General features: G+C 27.7%; 15 protein-coding genes. 6 read left to right on the plus strand and 9 right to left on the minus strand.

Annotation, left to right across the window (positions count from 1 at the left end; translation table 11 throughout):
- Positions 1-91 precede the first annotated feature (91 nt).
- The 5 genes from AFAEC_RS01185 (at position 92) to prfB (ending at position 5,492) form a co-directional block, all read left to right on the plus strand.
- Positions 92-721 (plus strand): hypothetical protein, encoded by a 630-nt coding sequence (locus tag AFAEC_RS01185; RefSeq protein WP_026806647.1) that lies wholly within the window; start codon positions 92-94, stop codon positions 719-721.
- Between the two features lies 1 nt (position 722).
- Positions 723-1,283: a hypothetical protein gene (locus AFAEC_RS01190; protein WP_026806646.1), complete on the plus strand. Its 561-nt coding sequence runs from the start codon at positions 723-725 to the stop codon at positions 1,281-1,283.
- Complete coding sequence (locus tag AFAEC_RS01195) at positions 1,273-3,624, plus strand: PD-(D/E)XK nuclease family protein (protein WP_026806645.1); 2,352 nt, start codon at positions 1,273-1,275, stop codon at positions 3,622-3,624. The genes AFAEC_RS01190 and AFAEC_RS01195 overlap by 11 nt, the downstream gene beginning before the upstream one ends.
- Before the next feature lie 63 nt (positions 3,625-3,687).
- Complete coding sequence (locus tag AFAEC_RS01200) at positions 3,688-4,326, plus strand: c-type cytochrome (RefSeq protein ID WP_026806644.1); 639 nt, start codon at positions 3,688-3,690, stop codon at positions 4,324-4,326.
- A gap of 68 nt (positions 4,327-4,394) precedes the next feature.
- A complete protein-coding gene (gene prfB / locus AFAEC_RS01205; RefSeq protein ID WP_026806643.1) occupies positions 4,395-5,492 on the plus strand; it encodes a peptide chain release factor 2 in 1,098 nt (365 codons plus the stop codon).
- A 121-nt stretch (positions 5,493-5,613) separates the two neighbouring features.
- Here prfB and efp read toward each other — a convergent pair whose 3' ends face one another.
- The 7 genes from efp to pheS form a co-directional block, all read right to left on the minus strand.
- A complete protein-coding gene (gene efp, locus AFAEC_RS01210) occupies positions 5,614-6,174 on the minus strand; it encodes an elongation factor P (protein WP_026806642.1) in 561 nt (186 codons plus the stop codon).
- Positions 6,175-6,183: 9 nt separating this feature from the next.
- On the minus strand, positions 6,184-7,770 hold the full coding sequence (serA, locus tag AFAEC_RS01215; RefSeq protein WP_026806641.1) for a phosphoglycerate dehydrogenase: 1,587 nt from the start codon (positions 7,768-7,770) through the stop codon (positions 6,184-6,186).
- Positions 7,771-7,784: 14 nt separating this feature from the next.
- Positions 7,785-9,437 carry a 30S ribosomal protein S1 gene (locus tag AFAEC_RS01220; protein ID WP_026806640.1) on the minus strand — a complete coding sequence of 551 codons (1,653 nt, stop codon included), beginning with the start codon at positions 9,435-9,437 and terminating at the stop codon, positions 7,785-7,787.
- 67 nt (positions 9,438-9,504) lie between these two features.
- The gene (locus AFAEC_RS01225; RefSeq protein WP_026806639.1) at positions 9,505-10,341 is read right to left on the minus strand and encodes a 4-hydroxy-3-methylbut-2-enyl diphosphate reductase; all 837 of its coding nucleotides are present in this window, start codon (positions 10,339-10,341) and stop codon (positions 9,505-9,507) included.
- A gap of 9 nt (positions 10,342-10,350) precedes the next feature.
- Complete coding sequence (aroA, locus tag AFAEC_RS01230; protein WP_026806638.1) at positions 10,351-11,628, minus strand: 3-phosphoshikimate 1-carboxyvinyltransferase; 1,278 nt, start codon at positions 11,626-11,628, stop codon at positions 10,351-10,353.
- A 13-nt stretch (positions 11,629-11,641) separates the two neighbouring features.
- A complete protein-coding gene (ytpR, locus tag AFAEC_RS01235) occupies positions 11,642-13,948 on the minus strand; it encodes a YtpR family tRNA-binding protein (protein ID WP_026806637.1) in 2,307 nt (768 codons plus the stop codon).
- Positions 13,945-14,937, minus strand: coding sequence for a phenylalanine--tRNA ligase subunit alpha (gene pheS, locus AFAEC_RS01240; protein WP_026806636.1), 993 nt, complete (start codon positions 14,935-14,937; stop codon positions 13,945-13,947). The genes ytpR and pheS overlap by 4 nt, the downstream gene beginning before the upstream one ends.
- A gap of 228 nt (positions 14,938-15,165) precedes the next feature.
- Here pheS and AFAEC_RS01245 point away from each other — a divergent pair, with 228 nt between their 5' ends.
- The gene (locus AFAEC_RS01245) at positions 15,166-15,510 is read left to right on the plus strand and encodes a histidine triad nucleotide-binding protein (RefSeq protein WP_026806635.1); all 345 of its coding nucleotides are present in this window, start codon (positions 15,166-15,168) and stop codon (positions 15,508-15,510) included.
- A 21-nt stretch (positions 15,511-15,531) separates the two neighbouring features.
- Here the strand turns inward: AFAEC_RS01245 and accA are convergent, their stop codons facing one another.
- On the minus strand, positions 15,532-16,467 hold the full coding sequence (gene accA / locus AFAEC_RS01250; RefSeq protein ID WP_026806634.1) for an acetyl-CoA carboxylase carboxyl transferase subunit alpha: 936 nt from the start codon (positions 16,465-16,467) through the stop codon (positions 15,532-15,534).
- A 47-nt stretch (positions 16,468-16,514) separates the two neighbouring features.
- Positions 16,515-17,774 (minus strand): beta-ketoacyl-ACP synthase II, encoded by a 1,260-nt coding sequence (locus AFAEC_RS01255; RefSeq protein ID WP_026806633.1) that lies wholly within the window; start codon positions 17,772-17,774, stop codon positions 16,515-16,517.
- Position 17,775 lies beyond the last annotated feature (1 nt).

The raw sequence follows: 17,775 nt of genomic DNA on the forward strand, positions 1-17,775 counted from the left end.
GGATAAAATTATTGGTGTTTTACTTTTAATTGCAGCTTTATTAACTTTGTACTTTGCATATTTTGATGCTGCAAAAGTTTATGTTGGCTAAATGAAAAGAGTTAACTTTTTAAAAGTAGGAGTGATTTTTTCACTTCTACTTTTTTTATATACAAATAGCTTTGCTCAAAACTATATATTAAATGATGATAATTTAATTGATATTAGAGCAAAGGATAAAATTTTAGAAATTGGAAATGAAGTAAAATCAAAACTAGGTGTAAATATATATCTTTATGTAAAAGGTAGCTTAGGATTAGATTCAAAAATACCAACAAAAGATAAAATAGAATATATTAAAAATTATGAAGCAAATATTTTAAAAGATCTTGAAAATCCTTATGTGATTTTAACAGTTGCATTGGAAGATACTCATGTAAATTTATATTTTAGTGATAGTTTAAAACAAATAATAGATAAAAATGATATACTAAATGGTTATGTTATACCACTTCTTGCTTCAAAAGATAAAAATACATTAGCCTCAAAAATTAGTGCAGCTTCTTTGAATGGATATTCAGCTATAGCTGATTCTTTGGCAATTTCAAAAAATATTACTTTAGAGAGTAATATTGGAAATGAAGGAAAAGTATCTAGTACTATTTGGAGAGTTTTTGTTTACTTTTTGGTAGTAAGTGGACTTTTAGCATATACTTATGCAGTTTTAAAAAAGAGAAAATAATATGAAAAAAAGAAATTATTGGCCTTTATTTTTTATAGGAATTTTTGGATTTACTTTATATATGATTGTTTGGACAATATCTAAAGCAGTACAAGTTCCCGTTGTAGAAGATAGAAGTTTTATTTATAAATATCAGTATGTTGATGAAAATTATAATGATATAATGAATGCAAATATTAATTTTTTAGAGAAATATACTTTAGAATTAGATTTAAATGGAAAAGTTTTTCCTCTTATAACAGAAGATATTAAATATGGTCAAAGAGTTATTGAAAAATATTCAAATCATAAAGATAACTTAAAATTAGGACAAAATAGTTTAAAAGTTATTGTTTTTGATAAGCTTACAAAAGAAAAAGTTCCTCTAGATATAGATTTACTTATTACAAAAAATATGTCTAATGATAGTGATTTAAATTTAAGAAATGAAAATTTTACTAATATTGAAAATCTTTATAGTACAAATTTTAATATAAAAGATGAGACAAATTGGATTATTACAGGCAGTTTTAAAACGAAAGATGCTACAGGATTTATCTTCATAAAGACAAATGCTAAGTAAAAAATCTCTTTTAATTTTCCCTACTCAAAGAGCGATAAGAGAGTATTTAAATAAACAAAAAGATTTGAATACTCTTTTACCTTCATGTCTATCAATTGATGATTTTCTAAAAAAATCTATATATTTTGAAAATAAGGTTTATTGTGATGAGGAGCAAAGAACTCTAATTTTAAATGAATCTGTTAAAAATGTTGATATAAAGAAATTAGGTATTAGTTCAAATTTTACAAAATTTTTATCACAAAGTGAATATATATATAGATTTTTTTTGGAAATTTCAAGTGAAGATATAGAGATAAAAGATATAAAAACTAAAGATACTTATGAGTTTTATATTGAACATTTATCAATTCTAGAACAGATTTTATTAAATTATAAATTACTTTTAGAAAAAAACAATTTTGTTGATAGAGTTAATTTAAAAGATAATTATAGGATAAATATTGAGTTTTTAGATCTTTTTGAAGATATTATAATATATTTTGAGGGATATTTTACAAAAATAGAGTTTGAAATTATTGAAAAAATATCTGAAAAAATTCCTCTAAAAATTGAGTTTTTTTCAAATATTTATAATCAAAAATCTCTACAAGTATTTAAGAGTATAGGTTATGATATAAAACTAAATAATAAATATATTTTAAATCTTTCAAAAAAAAATATAATAGAAGAAAATAGTTTAGAAATAAGTTCTAATAATATTGATATTAAAGCTTTTTCTTCTCGATTAAATCAGATTTCATATATTAAATCTTCTATTGTATCTTGTGTAAATAAGGGAATAAAAGCTGAAAATATTGCTGTTATTTTACCTGATGAGAGTTTTGCAAAGAGTTTGGAACTTTTTGATAGAGAAAACTATTTTAATTTTGCTATGGGAAAGAGTATTTTAAATAAGAATTTATACCAAAAGGCAAATGCAATATATGGTTTTTTAGTTGATAATGAGATAAAAAACATAGAAAATTTAAATTTTTTTGATATTGATAAAGTATTTATAGAAAAAAATATTGGACTATTTTGGAATAAACAGTGTAATGAAGATAAATTTTTAGAAATAACAAATTATATAAAAGTAGATGAGAAATGTAATGAATTAATAGAAAAATATGATGAGTTAGTTTTTAGATTAAAGATTGTACTTTTCTCACAAAATTTTGAATTAAAATTAAAAGATGCTTTCAAGATATTTTTACAAAAATTGGCAAAAATAACCTTAGACGATATTCACTCTGGAAAAGTTACAGTTATGGGAGTTTTAGAAACAAGGCTTATTAGTTTTGATGCAGTTATTATTTGTGATTTTAATGATGAATTTGTTCCAAAAATATCAACAAAAGATAAATTTTTATCTACAAAGATAAAATCTTTGGCGAATCTACCAACAAAATTTGATAGGGAAAATTTGCAAAAATATTATTATAGAAGATTGATAGATAATTCAAAGAATGTATTTATCTCTTTTGTAAATAAAGAGAACTCACAAATTTCAAGATTTGCAAGTGAGCTTTTTGATAGAAAAATAGACTTTTTATCAAATGATGAAGCCTATAAAGATATTTTATATAAAAATATTTTCCTAAATTACTCAGATGAAAATATTGAACAAAATATAGATTTAACAAAAATTTCCTGGTCAGCAAGTAGCTTGAAAAAGTTTTTAGATTGTAGAAGGAAATACTATTTAGAAAATATTTTAAGGCTAAAAAATCACTCTATCTCATTATTACCTGAAAACTTTGAATTAGGAAGTATAGTTCATAAAATATTAGAAGAATTAATAAAAAGTGAAGGTAGAAGAAAAAAAGATTTAGATGAGCTATTTTTAAAATATAAGAATGCAAATCCATTTTTAGTTTTAGATTTAGAAGTTTATAGACAAAAACTTTATGATTTTCTGGAGTTTGAAAATAGTAGAATAAATATAAAAACTATTGATTTAGAAAAGAATTTCACCACTTATTTTAATGGTATTTCTATAAATGGAGTTATTGATAGAGTAGATTTAAATGGAGATATTTATGAATTAATTGATTATAAGACTTCAAGAAATCTTACTATTGATACAGAAAAAACTTATGAAAAAAGCCATGACTTTCAGTTGGAGTTTTACTATATTGCAGCAAAAGAGCTTTATAAAAGTGATAAAATAAAAGCTTATTATTTTTCACTATATGATACCTTACTAAAAGAAGAGATAGTTTTGGATGAAAAATTAGAACTTTTAAACTCTATTTTTTCTGAATTAAAAGAGCTTTCAAAAGAGAAAATCCAATTTTTAAAAACTGAAAATCGAGCAATTTGTGAATTTTGTAATTTTAAAATAATTTGTAATAGATAGCCTAAAAAAGAGTATTAATTAATTTTATGATAAAATCTTGTATTTTAAACAAAGGATTTTATCTTGAAAAAAGCGGTTATTTCATCTATTTTACTTTTAGCAACATCTAGTTTTGCAAACACAACAATGTGTTTTAAGGAGAGCCACTCTTCAATGGCAACTATTGAATCTATAGCTCTTGATGGTGGAGAGTGTGCAGGAAAGTATTCAATAAATGATATGAAAGCAAAAGGTTGGAGTGTTGATGATATTAAAATATCTCAAACTCAAAATGGTATGAATTTCATATATATTTTAAAATCAGCTGATCATCCAAAAATTGCTCCTATGGTAGCAGGTGGAACTGTTGCTGGAACATCACTTAGCCAAGAACAAATGGAAGCAAATATAATGGCAAAACTTGAGGCAAAAAAAGAGGCTGAAGAGAAAGCTAAGATTGCACAAGAGATTAAAGAGGCAAAAATTGATGCTCAAGGAATTTATACAAATCAGTGTCAAAATTGTCACGGTGCAAAAGGTGAAGTTAGAAAAGGTAATTCAAAACTTAGAGATTTAAGCACTGAGCAGATGGAAGAGGCTTTAAAAGAGTACAAATTAGGTGTTGGAGAAAAAGCTAGTTCTGTTTATGGACCTTCACACATTAATTTTTTAAATGATAAAACTATTCAAGGTATCAAAGCCTACTTAGATAGTATTCAATAAAAGAGATTTTCTCTTTTATTTTTTAATTACTTTCACTTTTTAAATCTTTCAAAACCAAAAGGAAATAAATGGACGCTTATGAATATTCAGAACTTCTAAAACTATTAAATACAAAATTAAACAATATAAAAGGTATTTTAAAACCAGATGAACTAAACCAAAGATTACAAGAGATTATTGAGCTAGAAGCTTCTCAAGATTTTTGGAATGATGTTGAAACTGCTACAAAAATTGGCATTGAGAAAAATAGAATTTTAGGAAAACTAAATAAATTTAATAAAGCTTTTGAATCTTTAAATGGAACAAATGAGTTATATGAGATGGCAAATAGTGAAAAAGATGAAGATACAATGGATCTTTTATATGAAGAAGCAAAAGATTTAGAAGATTTAATAAAATCAACAGAAATTTCAGTAATGCTTTCAAACCCTGATGATGCTTTAAATGCTATTGTTACAATTCATCCTGGAGCTGGTGGAACAGAGTCTCAAGATTGGGCATCAATACTATATAGAATGTATTTAAGATGGGCTGAGAGAAATGATTTTAAAGTAGAGTTGCTAGATTACCAATCTGGAGATGAGGCAGGAATAAAAGATGTTAGTTTTATTATAAGAGGTGAGAATGCTTATGGATATATGAAAACAGAAAATGGTATTCATAGGCTTGTTCGTATTTCACCATTTGATTCTAATGCAAAAAGACATACCTCTTTTACATCTGTTATGGTGAGCCCAGAGGTTGATGATAATATTGATATTGTAATAGAAGATAAAGATATTAGAATTGATACATATAGATCTAGTGGTGCTGGTGGACAACATGTAAATAAAACAGAAAGTGCAATAAGAATTACTCATATTCCAAGTGGGATTGTAGTTCAATGTCAAAATGATAGAAGTCAGCATAAAAATAAAGATAGTGCCTTTAAAATGCTAAAATCAAAATTGTATGAATTAGAACTTGAAAAACAAAGAGCTTCTAAAGATAGTGGAGATAAGAGTGAAATAGGGTGGGGGCATCAAATTAGATCTTATGTTTTACAACCATACCAACAAGTAAAAGATAGTAGAAGCAATATAGGCTATTCAAATGTAGATGCAATTCTTGATGGTGATATTACAAAAATAATGGAAGATGTACTAATAGCTACAAGTACAAATTAAAGAGATTTAAGAAAAAAAGTATGAATAGCATAAAGCCTTATATTTAAGATTAAGTGTATGTATAGGTTATAAAAAAACCCAAATCATAAAGATTTGGGCTAAAAAAACTTGTAAATAAAAATTATTTTACTTTTTCTAAGTACTCTCCAGTTCTTGTATCAACTCTAATTACATCACCTTCTAAGATATGAAATGGAATTTGAACAACAGCACCTGATTCTAAAGTAGCTGGTTTTCTTCCACCTTGAGAGTCACCTTTAAAATTTGGTGGAGTTTCTACTATTTTAAGTTCAACAACCATTGGTGGTTCAACTGTGATAGCTTTTCCATTAAAATACATCATATCTACTTGCATTCCATCTATTATCCAATCAAAAGCATCACCAACTTGTTCGTAAGTTAAACCTTCTTGTTCATAAGTTGTAGTATCCATAAATTGTAGTAATTCACCATCATCATATAAAAATTGCATCTGTTTTTGTTGTAAATTTGGAGTTTCACATTTATCTCCAGCATGGAAAGTTTTTTCAATAGTTTTTCCATTTAAAAAAGATTTAATTTTCGCTCTAACAAAAGCTGCACCTTTCCCTGGTTTTACATGTTGATATTCAACAATTTTATATGGAATTCCTTCAACTTCTATTTTAAGACCTTTTTTTAGTTCGCTCATTCCAATTGCCATTTTTACTCCTTATATTTCAGCATAAGCAACAGCTATACTTGCTTCTAAATTATCAAGATCGCTAATTACTTTTGAGTTTGCTTTTTCATCTATTAAAATAACTGCTAATGCAGTTCCTTCTTTCCCTCGACTTAGTCTAAAATCAGAGATATTGATACCATTTTCTCCTAAAAGATTTCCAACTTTTCCAACAACACCTGGAATATCTTTGTTTTTCATAATAATCATTTTACCTCTTGGTTCAACATCAATAGTAAAACCATCAAGATCAACAACTCTTTGAACATCTTCTCCAAATACTGTTCCAGAAATAGTTTTTACACCTTTTGATGTTGTAATTTTAATAGTAACTTTATTTTTGTAACCACTACTATTTGCTACAGTTTTTGTATTTAATTCAATACCTTTTTCTTTAGCAATAAAGTTTGCATTTACATAATTTACACTACTTCCAGAGCTAACATTTAGTACACCAACAGTTGCAAAAGTTTGTAAAGAATCAACAAACTCTCCTAATTCTCCTTCAGCACTAACTTCAATAGCTCTTATTTCACTTTTACTAATTTGAGCTAATAAAAATGCCATTTTTTGTGTAAGTTCAATATATGGTTTAACAAAAGTAGGGATTTTGCTCTCATCAATTGGAAGATTTAGAGCATTTGGGTATGCAATTCCTCTTGCACTTTCAATAGCATTGTTTGCACTTTGAATAGATATCTCTTTTTGGCTCTCTTTTGTATTTGCTCCAAGATGAGCAGTTACTGTTACATTTGGTAAGTCAAGTAGAGGATGATTTGTTGCAGGCTCTTTTTTGAATACATCAATTCCGGCCATTTTAATTTTACCAGATTTTAGGTTTTCTACAAGAGCCTCTTCATTATATAATCCACCTCTTGCACAATTAATTAAAACAACTCCATCTTTCATTCTTTTAATTTCATCGAAACTTATCATATCGATAGTCTCTTTATTTTTTGGAGTGTGAATTGTAATAATATCACAAGCTAAAATATCTTCAAAATTTGTAGTGTATTTTATACCTAAATCTGTTGCTTTTGTGCTTGGAATATAAGGGTCATATGTTATTACATCCATCTCAAATGCTTTTGCTCTAAGAGCAACTCTATGCCCAATATTACCAAAACCAATAACACCTAGTTTTTTACCATAAAGTTCATTTCCATACCAATCTTCTCTTTTCCAAACTCTATCAATTTTTAATTGATTATGAGCATAAGGAAATTTTCTCATACAAGAAAGCATATGAGCCATTGTAAGTTCAACTGCAGCAATAGTATTTGCAGTTGGAACATTCATAGCAATAATTCCTCTTTTACTACAACCATCTATATCAACATTATCATAACCAACACCAGCTCTGATAATTGCTTTTAAGTTTGTTGCAGCATTTAAAAATTTTTCATCAACATCTGTTGAAGATCTAGTAATTGCAACATCAGCATCTTTTATAATATCTAATAATTTAACTTTATCAATATCAGCTGCAAAAACATAATTTATATCTTCACAATTTTGTAAAATATTTAATCCAGCTTCGTGAATGTGATCACAAACTACAATTGTATGTTTACTCATCAAAATATTCCTAATTATTTTATTTGATCTTTGATAATATCACCAAGAGTCATTGATGAGTCATCATTTACAGATTTTAACATCTCTCTTTCTTGTTGTTGTTCTAATCTTTTAACTGATAATCTAACTCTATTTTTTTTAGTGTCAATATTGATTATTACAGCTTTTACTTCATCACCAATTTTAATTTCATCTGCTTTTAATGGTCCAAAATCTTCAGTTCTAATTAATCCATCAAGATTATTTTCAAGTTTTATAAATAGTCCAAAATCTTTAATATCTTTTACATTACCTTTGATAATATCACCTAATTTATAAGTATCTTGAAATTTCTTTGCAGGAGATTCAGCTATCTCTTTAATTGAAAGTGAGATATTCTCTTTTTCTTTATCGATTTTGATAATTTTAACTTCTACTTCATCACCTTTTTTGAATAGATTTTTACATTTTGCATTTGGTTCCCAAGAAGCTTCTTCATTATGTAATAATCCATCAACATTTCCAATGCTTACAAAAGCACCAAAATCTGTTAAAGTAGCAATTTTACCATTTATAGTATCTCCAACTTTATGTTCATTTATAAATTTTGTAAATGGTTTTTCTTGAAGATTTTTTAAAGATACTCTTAATCTTTTTTGTTCAATGTTTAGTTCAATTACTTCAACATTAATTTCATCACCAATATTTAAAATCTCTTTTGGATTTTTTATATTTTTATTCCAAGATAGTTCTGAAATATGTAAAAGACCTTCTATATCATTTCCTAAATCAACGAAAGCACCATAAGATTCAAAATTAGAAACTGTAACAGTAATTGTATCACCAACTTCTAGTTGATCTTTAATATCTTCCCAAGGATTTGATAAAGCAGCTTTAATAGAAAGGCTTAAGTGTTGTTTTGTTTTATCATAAGATAAAACAATAACAGAAACAGTATCCCCTTCTGAGTAGTAGTTTGCAGGGTTTACAGGACCTTTGTATGAGATTTCATTATAATTTACTAAACCATCAATTCCACCTAAATCAACAAACATTCCGTAAGAAGTGATTTTTTTGATTGTTCCAGTTATTGGAGATTTTTTCTCTAAAATTTCAGCAATTTTGCTATCTTTTACAGATTTTCCCTCTTCAATTAATTTTTTTCTAGAAACTATGATTGAATTTTGATTTTTGTTTACTTTTATAACTTTTGCTTTTACAGTTTTTCCAATAGCTCCAATAGTTTTCATATACGATTGAGCAAGTGGCATAAAGTATTCACAACCATTTGCATCTTCAATTGTGAATCCACCTCTTTGTTTGATACTTACGATTTTACCTTCAATTGTTACATCTTCAAAGTTTTCACCATAAGTAGCGATGAAGTTTTCAAATTTCTCTTTTTGTAGAACTTTTTTATGTGAAATATTTGGTCTTTCTCCTCTATTTCCCATAAGCATAACAGGGATTGTATCTCCTACTTTATATTTTACTTCACCAGCAACTGTAATCTCAGATATTGGTAATAAACCTTCTATTTTTTGCCCAACATCAACTAAAACTCTCTCAGCATTAACTTCAACAATTACACCATCAACTACAGAGTTATTCTCTGCTTGCTCAAAAGACTCATTTAGCATTTGCTCGAAATCAAAGTCTTCACCTAAATCTATATCATCCATACGCATTTTGTACCTTCTTGTTTACCAGTTTTTTTAAAATTGGACGATTATACAAAAATGTGGCTTAAATTTTCTATTTGAAAGTTTTAATTTTACTGATTACTTTTTGAATAACCCAATCTGGCGTACTCGCACCAGCAGTAATTCCACAGAACTCTTTATTTAAGAACCAAGAGCTTTCTAGTTCACTTTCATTTTCAATTAGATGAGAATCTGTACAATTTTCAAGACAAATTGAATGAAGTTGTTTTGTATTTGATGAACTTTTTCCACCAATTACAATCATTACATCAGCCTTTTTTGATATATCTCTAGCTGCATCTTGATTTTCAAAAGTGGCATCACAAATTGTATTAAAAACTCTAACTTCTTTGTTCTTAAGAATTAATGCATTTACAATTTCTAAATAGGTCTCTTTTTTCTTTGTTGTTTGAGCAACACAAGCTATTTTTTTATTTTTGAAGCTAATATTTTCTAAATCTTTTACACTTAAAACTATATGTACATCATCTAAATCATTTGCATATGACATAACACCTTTTACTTCTGGATGTTCTAAGTCTCCAAAAATTAGAATTGAATAACCCTCTTTTGACATATTTTTTACAATATTTTGTGGAGCTGTAACAAAAGGGCAAGTCGCATTTATAACTTTTTTTGTATTTTTTCTAAGCTCTTTTAAATCATCTTTTGGAATACCATGAGTTCTAATAATTACTGTATCATTTGGTTTTACATCACTTAATGTTGAATATAATCCTACATTGAAATCTTTTTTTAGTCTATCTATCTCATCTTGATTATGGATTAATGGACCCATTGTAGCACTGTTTTCATATTTTTGAGCAATATCAATAGCTCTTTTTACTCCAAAGCAAAATCCATAATTTGATGCTAATTCTATTTTCAAAATCTATCCTTAATATAAAGAGTCTAAAATCTCTTTAAAGTTTGGGAAAGATGAATTTATACACTCTGTATCATTTATTTGCATATCACAATTAAGTCCAGCTATTGCAAAGCTCATTGCAATTCTATGGTCTCCAAAAGAATCAATAGTTGCTTTATTTAAGCTTCCACCAACTATTTCATAACCATCTTCAAACTCTGTAAAACTAACTCCACAAAGTTTTAAATTATTTACAACAGCACTAATTCTATCACTCTCTTTTACTCTTAACTCTTTTGCATTTTTTACAAGAGATTTTCCATTTGCTAAACTCATAGCAATACTAAGTGCTGGAAGTTCATCTATTAACCATGAAATATTATGAGTTACTTCAACTCCAGTAAGTTCATTTCCAATAACTTCAATATCCCCAATTGGCTCATAAACATTCTCTTTTTCAATAAAGTTTACTGTTGCACCCATTTTCTTTAAAATAACATAAGCTTCAACTCTTGTTGGATTTAAAGAGGCATTTTTTATAACAACTCTTGAACCTTTTGATATAGCTGCTGCAACGGCAAAGAAAAAGCCACTAGAAGGATCAGCTGGAACAGTTATATTTAGTGGTTTTAAATGAGATTTTAAAGGATTTATATTTATAAATCCTTCGTTATCTGTAAAAATTTCTGCACCCATTCCACTAAGCATTCTTTCAGTATGGTCTCTTGTTAATTCATTCTCTTTGTATTTACTAACACCCTTTGCTCTTAGAGCAGCTAAAATCATCGCTGATTTAACTTGTGCAGAATCAACTGGCGAGATATATGTAAAAGGATTCAAATCTTTTACACCTCTAATAAATAGTGGTGCTTTGTTTCCATTTTCTCTTCCATCTATATTTGCTCCAATACTTCTTAATGGATCAGCAACTCTTTTCATAGGTCTGCTTCTTAGATATTTATCTCCTGTTAAAATAAAGCTTCCATCAACACTTGCTAATAGTCCACAAAAAAGTCTCATAGCTGTTCCAGAGTTTCCACAATCAAGAACATCATTTGGTTCAACTAATGTATCAATTGGAGTAATCTCTATGTTACTTCCATCTTGTTTTATTTTAGCCCCTAATTGTTCAACAATTTTTAGAGTATTTAAAGTATCTTCAGCAGTTAGATAGTTTTTTATATATGAAGTTTGGTTTGAAAAAAGTGAAAACATCGCACATCTATGAGATATTGATTTATCACTTGCTATATTTTCTATTGTTATATCAAAAGGTTTTGATAATCTTTTTATGTCAAATTTTTCCACTTTCTTCCCTTTATTATCTTAAAGTAATATTTAATTTATCTTTTAAACTGTCTAAAATTGAGTTAATAACTAAATTTATATCTTCATCTTCTAATGTTTTCTCATCACTTTGAAGAGTAAATCTAATCGTTAAGCTTTCAAACTCTCCTAATTTTTCATCACTATAAATATCTATTAAGTTATATTGTTTAATTAATGGATTATTTAGTGAATTTATAACTTTTTTAATCTCTTTAAATTCCATATTTTTAGGAGCAAGGATACTTAAATCTTTTCTTGAAGCTTGGAATTTTGAGTAAGAAGAGGCTTTTGTCAAATTATTTTTTATACTATCAAAATTGATTTGAGCAAAAAATGTATCACTTAAATCATAATCTTCACAAACGCTAGGATGAAGTTTTGAGATAAATCCTACAATTTCCCCATCAATTAAAATATTTGCACTTTGATAAGGGTGAATAAATTTATTATCAATATTTTCTATAGTTTCTAATTCAAACTCTCCAATAGTATTTAGAACTTTTTTAGCAAATGAGAAGAAATCCATGTTTTTTGGTTTTCCAGCATTAGCTATATCTTCTTGTTCACTTGCTCCACTATGAATAAAAGCTATTTTTTTACTTTCAACTCTATTTTCATCAAAAATTGTTCCAATCTCAAAGAAACTAGCTCTTCTTGCACCAGTTTTGAAGTTGTTAGAACAAGCTTCAACTAGATTTAAAAGTAGGGTAGTTCTATATGTATTTAACTCTTTTACTATAGGGTTTATAAGTTCTAATTTATCTTTTACAGTTTTAAAGCCATATTTTATTAAATTCTCTTTTGAAGTAAATACATAAGTTAAAGTTTCAAAGAAACCATTTTCAATTGCTTTATATCTAAGTTTATTTCTTTTTTGTAAATCAAGACTTGTTTTATTTACTCTATTTATTTCATCAATACAAAGAGGTTTTGATTTAATATTATCAATTCCAATTATTCTTATAACCTCTTCAGTTATATCTGCTACATTTCTGATATCATGTCTATAATGAGGAACTTTTATAGAAAGAGTCTCTTCTATTGGCTCTTTTACTTCAAAACCTAAAGAGATTAAAATCTTTTCAATTTCACTTTTTTCTATATCTTGCCCAATTATTGAATTTATTTTTTTGATATTTGCATCAATAAATAGTTTTTCTGTATCAACTATATAATCAATTGAGCCTTTATATAAAGTAGCACCCAATTTTGAGATAAGATTTGAGAAGTAATTTAATCCAAAACTAATATTTGGTTCACTCCCTCTTGATGATTTATAAAAAATATCAGAAGTTTTTATTTTTATTTCAAATACAAGTTTTGAGATTAACTCAGGATTTACATAAGATGCTTCGATTAAAAACTCTTTTTCTATTTCTTCAAAATCATTTTGTAAAACACAAGGTTTACTTAAAGCTTCATTTCCAAAATATACTGTGTCAAAACCATTTTCATCTTTTTTGATATCTAAAATAGATGATTTTGATTTAGGATAAGCATTTAAAATAACTCCACAAGAGTGAGTTGTATAGTTTAGAATATTTCTTAACTCTTTATTTTCTTGATATTTTTTTATAGTAGAAAGTCTTAATTTTTTAATTAAATCTAAACTAAAGTTAGAAAACTCTGCTGCTTTAAAGATTAAAGATGAGTTTATTTTATTATTACAATTAATTTTAAAAGTTTGACCTATACTTGATTCATTATGTTTAATAGTTTTATCAAGTTCACATAAAGATATTTCATAAAATGCACTAAGCTCTCTAGCAACTCCTAAAATACTTAAGCAATCTCCTCTATTTGGAGTCAAACCAATTTCAATGATATCATCATTTAAGAGTGGATAATCTTTTAACTCTTTTCCTAAAACAAGCTCTCCTATTGAGTCATCTAAAACCATAATTCCATCATTTATTTTAGGAAGACCTAGTTCAGTAGATGAGCAAATCATTCCGTTTGATTCAACCCCTCTTAATTTTGCTGCTTTTATTTTAAAATCTTCTCCTAAAACTGCTCCAATAGTCGCAACAGCTACAATTTGACCAGCTTCAACATTTGGAGCTCCACAAACAATTTGAGTAGTTTGTGTTCCTAAGTCAACTTGACAAATATTTAATTTATCTGCATCAGGATGTTTCTCTTTGCTTAAAACTTTTGCAACAACAACTTTTGAAGCAATACTATTCTTTTCTAAGCTATCAACTTCTAACCCAATACTATTTAAAGTTTTGCAAATCTCATCTGTACTTATTTTTGATAGATTTATAAACTCTTCTAACCATCTTCTTGTAATTATCATTTAAATTGTCCTAATAATCTTGTATCACTTTCAAATAGAGATCTTAAATCTCCAATACTATGAATTAACATAGCAAATCTTTCTATTCCTAAACCAAAGGCATATCCTGATTTATTTGTATATCCAACTGCATCAAAAACATTTTGATCTACAACACCACATCCTAGAACCTCAAGCCAACCAGTTTGTGAGCATACACGGCAACCATTTCCTTTACAAAATACACATGAAATATCAACTTCTGCAGATGGTTCTGTAAATGGGAAATATGATGGTCTAAATCGTACTTCTACTTCTCCAAACATATGTTGCAAAAATTCAACTAAAACATGTTTTAAATTTGCGAATGAGATTTTATCAGCTTCATCAACTACAAGTGCTTCAATTTGATGAAACATTGGAGTATGAGTAATATCAAAATCTCTTCTAAAAACTGTTCCAGGAGCAATCATTCTAATTGGAGCTTTTTGGCTTAGCATAGTTCTAATTTGAACTGGTGAAGTATGAGTTCTTAGAAGTGTATAATCCTTATTATAAAAAGTATCTGCCATATCTCTTGCTGGATGATATTCTGGAAGATTTAAAGCTTGAAAATTATGGAAATCATCTTCAACTAAAGGTCCTTCTTCAACAGCAAAATTTAGATTCAAAAAGTAGTTAATTATTCTATTCATAGTTTCAGCAACTGGGTGAGTTGCTCCGCAACTAAGTTCATTGTTAAATTTTGTAACATCTATTTTTTCAGACTCTAATTTTTTATTTAAAGCTTCAAATTCTAGTTCAATTTTTTTGCTATCAAGAGCTTTTGTTATTAGCTCTTTTTGTAGATTTAAGTTTTCAGCAAATGATTTTTTATTTTCATTTGCTATATCTTTCATTTTTGCAAACTCTAAAGTTAATACACCTTTTTTCCCTAAAGTATCAACTCTTAAGCTTTCTAGCTCTTCAAGAGATTTGGCATTTTGTATTTTTTCAATCCAAAGAGTCACTTTTTTTCCTATTAATTAATTTATTTTATATTATTTTTCTATTCTCAAAGCTAAGATTGTATCTAATTTTTTATTAGAGTTTGGTTACAATATATAGTATATAAGAGGCTTTCTTCTTTAGAAATCTCTTTAAGAAAGTCTTTTAGAATTTTACTACTTTTTGCTTACATTAAAAAGTAGTTTTATAATATTGGGTTTTGGATATAGAACCATTTAAAAGGAGAAGATATGTGTATATTTTGTAAAATTGTAAATAAAGAGATACCTAGTAAGGTTATTTTAGAAGATGAAAATTTTTTGGCTTTTCATGATATAAATCCTACAAGAAAAGTTCATGCTTTAGTTATTCCAAAAGCTCATTATAATTCTTTTGAAGATACTCCATCAACTATTATGGGAAATATGAGTGATTTTATAAGAGAAGTTACAAAAGAGTTAAATGTAAATGAAAGTGGTTATAGAATGATAACAAATATTGGAAAAGATGGGGGACAAGAGGTTTCGCATTTACATTTTCATATTATAGGTGGAGAAAGTGTTGGAAGACTTGTAAGAGATAAAAATGATTTATAAGATAAACTTTTAAAGTTTATCTTACTCTTGAAAAGAACCTAAACTCATAATTTTTTGATATTTCTTTTCTTTTCTTTCTTCTGGACTTAATTTTTTAAGTTCAAGAATCGAGCTTAAAAAATATTTTTTTAAAGCCACAATAGCTTCATCTTTTTTTCTATGAGCACCAATCAAAGGTTCGTTTACAACATCATCAATTAAGTTTTGTTGTTTTAAATTTTCAGCTGTAATTTTAAGTGCTTGTGCAGCAGTTTCAACTTTTGATGGATCGTTCCATAAAATAGCACTACACCCTTCAGGAGAAATAACAGCATATACTGAATATCTCATCATCGCTAGTTTATCTGCTATTGAGATTGCTAAAGCTCCACCACTTCCACCTTCTCCAATTACAACTGAAACTGTTGGAGTTGTAAGATTTGCAAATTCGTAAAGATTTTTTGCAATTGCTTCACTTTGATTTCTCTCTTCAGCTCCAAGTCCAGGGTATGCACCTGGAGTATCAACTAGCATTAGAATTGGAATTTGAAATTTTTCAGCCATTTGAGCAGCTCTTAAAGCTTTTCTATAACCTTCTGGACTAGGCATTCCAAAGTTTCTTTTTAATTTTTCTTTAGTTCCTCTACCTTTTTGTTCTCCAATAATAAGTGTTCTTTGTGTTCCTATAAAACCTAAGTAACATACTATTGCATGGTCATCTACAAAATGTCTATCTCCATGAATTTCATAAGCATCAGTTAAAAGTCCATTTATATAATCAAGTGCATAAGGTCGATCTGGATGTCGTGCAAGTTGAAGTTTTTGATAATCATTTAAATTTTTAAATGTCTTTTCAACTTCTTTATCAAGTTTTTTATTTAAAATTTCAACAGCTGGTTCATCTGCTCTACTTTTTGCTGTTATAATCTCTTCTTCTATTTTTCTTATTTTATCTTCAAATTCTAAGTAAGTTGCCAATATTTTTCCTTATAGAAAAGAGTAATTTTACTCTTTAAGGTTTAGATTTATTTTGTAAATTTTTTGAAAATTACAGAACCATTTGTTCCACCAAAACCAAAGTTATTACTCATAACAGTTGTTAATTCAACTTTTCTAGCAATATTTGGAACAACATCTAAATCACATTCAGGATCTTGATTTTCAACATTAATAGTTGGAGGGATAATACCCTCATTTAAAGCTTTAATTGACATAATAGCCTCAATTGCACCAGCAGCACCTAGACAGTGACCAATTTGACCTTTTGTAGAAGATACAGGAGGGCATTTCTCTTTTCCTCCAAATAACTCTTTTATAGCTGCAGTCTCATTCTTATCTCCTACTGGAGTTGAAGTTCCATGAGTATTGATATAGTCTATTTTTGGATATTCTCCTGTTAAATTCTTTACCATTTCAAATGCAGCTTTCATAGCTCTTAGAGGACCTTCTGTAACAGGAGCAGTTATGTGATTTGCATCTCCACTCTCTCCAAATCCAATAATTTCACAATAGATTTTTGCATCTCTTTGTAATGCACTATCAAGAGTTTCAACAACTAATGCCCCAGCACCTTCTCCCATTACAAATCCATCTCTATTTATATCAAAAGGTCTTGAAGCTTTTTTAGGCTCATCATTTCTTGTTGAAAGAGCTTTCATTGCTGCAAATCCACCAACTCCAGCTCCACAAATAGCACTTTCTGCACCAACAACTAAAATTCTATCAGCACCACCTAAAGCTATTGTTTTAACAGCATCATTTAAAGCATGAGTTGAAGCAGCACAAGCCGTAACATGTCCTAAAGAAGGACCTTTTAGATTGTGTTCAATTGAGATAAATCCACTTAGCATATTAGCTAAAGATGAAGGAATAAAAAATGGAGATATTTTTCTAGAACCTCTTGTATCACAAATTGTAGAGTTTTTTTGAATTGTAGATAAACCACCGATTCCTGAACCAGAAATAATTCCAAATCTAGGAGCATCTTTTTCATCTACTTTTTTATTTTCAAGTGTAGTAAAACCACTATCAATCATAGCTTCTTGAGCTGCTTTAATCCCTAATTGGATAAATCTATCAGCTTTTTTTACCTCTTTTTTATCCATTACAGTTTCAGGATCAAAGTTTTTTACCTCTCCTGCTATTTGTACTGAAAAATCACTAATATCAAATAATGTTATTGTATCAATTCCACATACACCATTTACGGCTGCTTCAAAAGATTCATTTACATTATGACCTATAGAATTTATTGTACCTAAACCTGTAATAACAACTCTTTTCATC

This window comes from Aliarcobacter faecis, from assembly GCF_013201705.1.
Taxonomy (GTDB): Bacteria; Campylobacterota; Campylobacteria; order Campylobacterales; family Arcobacteraceae; genus Aliarcobacter; species Aliarcobacter faecis.

What these genes read in the sequence shown, in the direction of transcription:
- ytpR (WP_026806637.1), bottom strand. Translation starts at nt 13,948, where the DNA reads ATGATAATTACAAGAAGATGGTTAGAAGAGTTTATAAATCTATCAAAA.
- prfB (WP_026806643.1), top strand. Translation starts at nt 4,395, where the DNA reads ATGGACGCTTATGAATATTCAGAACTTCTAAAACTATTAAATACAAAA.
- AFAEC_RS01190 (WP_026806646.1), top strand. Translation starts at nt 723, where the DNA reads ATGAAAAAAAGAAATTATTGGCCTTTATTTTTTATAGGAATTTTTGGA.
- efp (WP_026806642.1), bottom strand. Translation starts at nt 6,174, where the DNA reads ATGGCAATTGGAATGAGCGAACTAAAAAAAGGTCTTAAAATAGAAGTT.
- AFAEC_RS01255 (WP_026806633.1), bottom strand. Translation starts at nt 17,774, where the DNA reads ATGAAAAGAGTTGTTATTACAGGTTTAGGTACAATAAATTCTATAGGT.
- AFAEC_RS01245 (WP_026806635.1), top strand. Translation starts at nt 15,166, where the DNA reads ATGTGTATATTTTGTAAAATTGTAAATAAAGAGATACCTAGTAAGGTT.
- serA (WP_026806641.1), bottom strand. Translation starts at nt 7,770, where the DNA reads ATGAGTAAACATACAATTGTAGTTTGTGATCACATTCACGAAGCTGGA.
- AFAEC_RS01185 (WP_026806647.1), top strand. Translation starts at nt 92, where the DNA reads ATGAAAAGAGTTAACTTTTTAAAAGTAGGAGTGATTTTTTCACTTCTA.
- AFAEC_RS01220 (WP_026806640.1), bottom strand. Translation starts at nt 9,437, where the DNA reads ATGCGTATGGATGATATAGATTTAGGTGAAGACTTTGATTTCGAGCAA.
- AFAEC_RS01195 (WP_026806645.1), top strand. Translation starts at nt 1,273, where the DNA reads ATGCTAAGTAAAAAATCTCTTTTAATTTTCCCTACTCAAAGAGCGATA.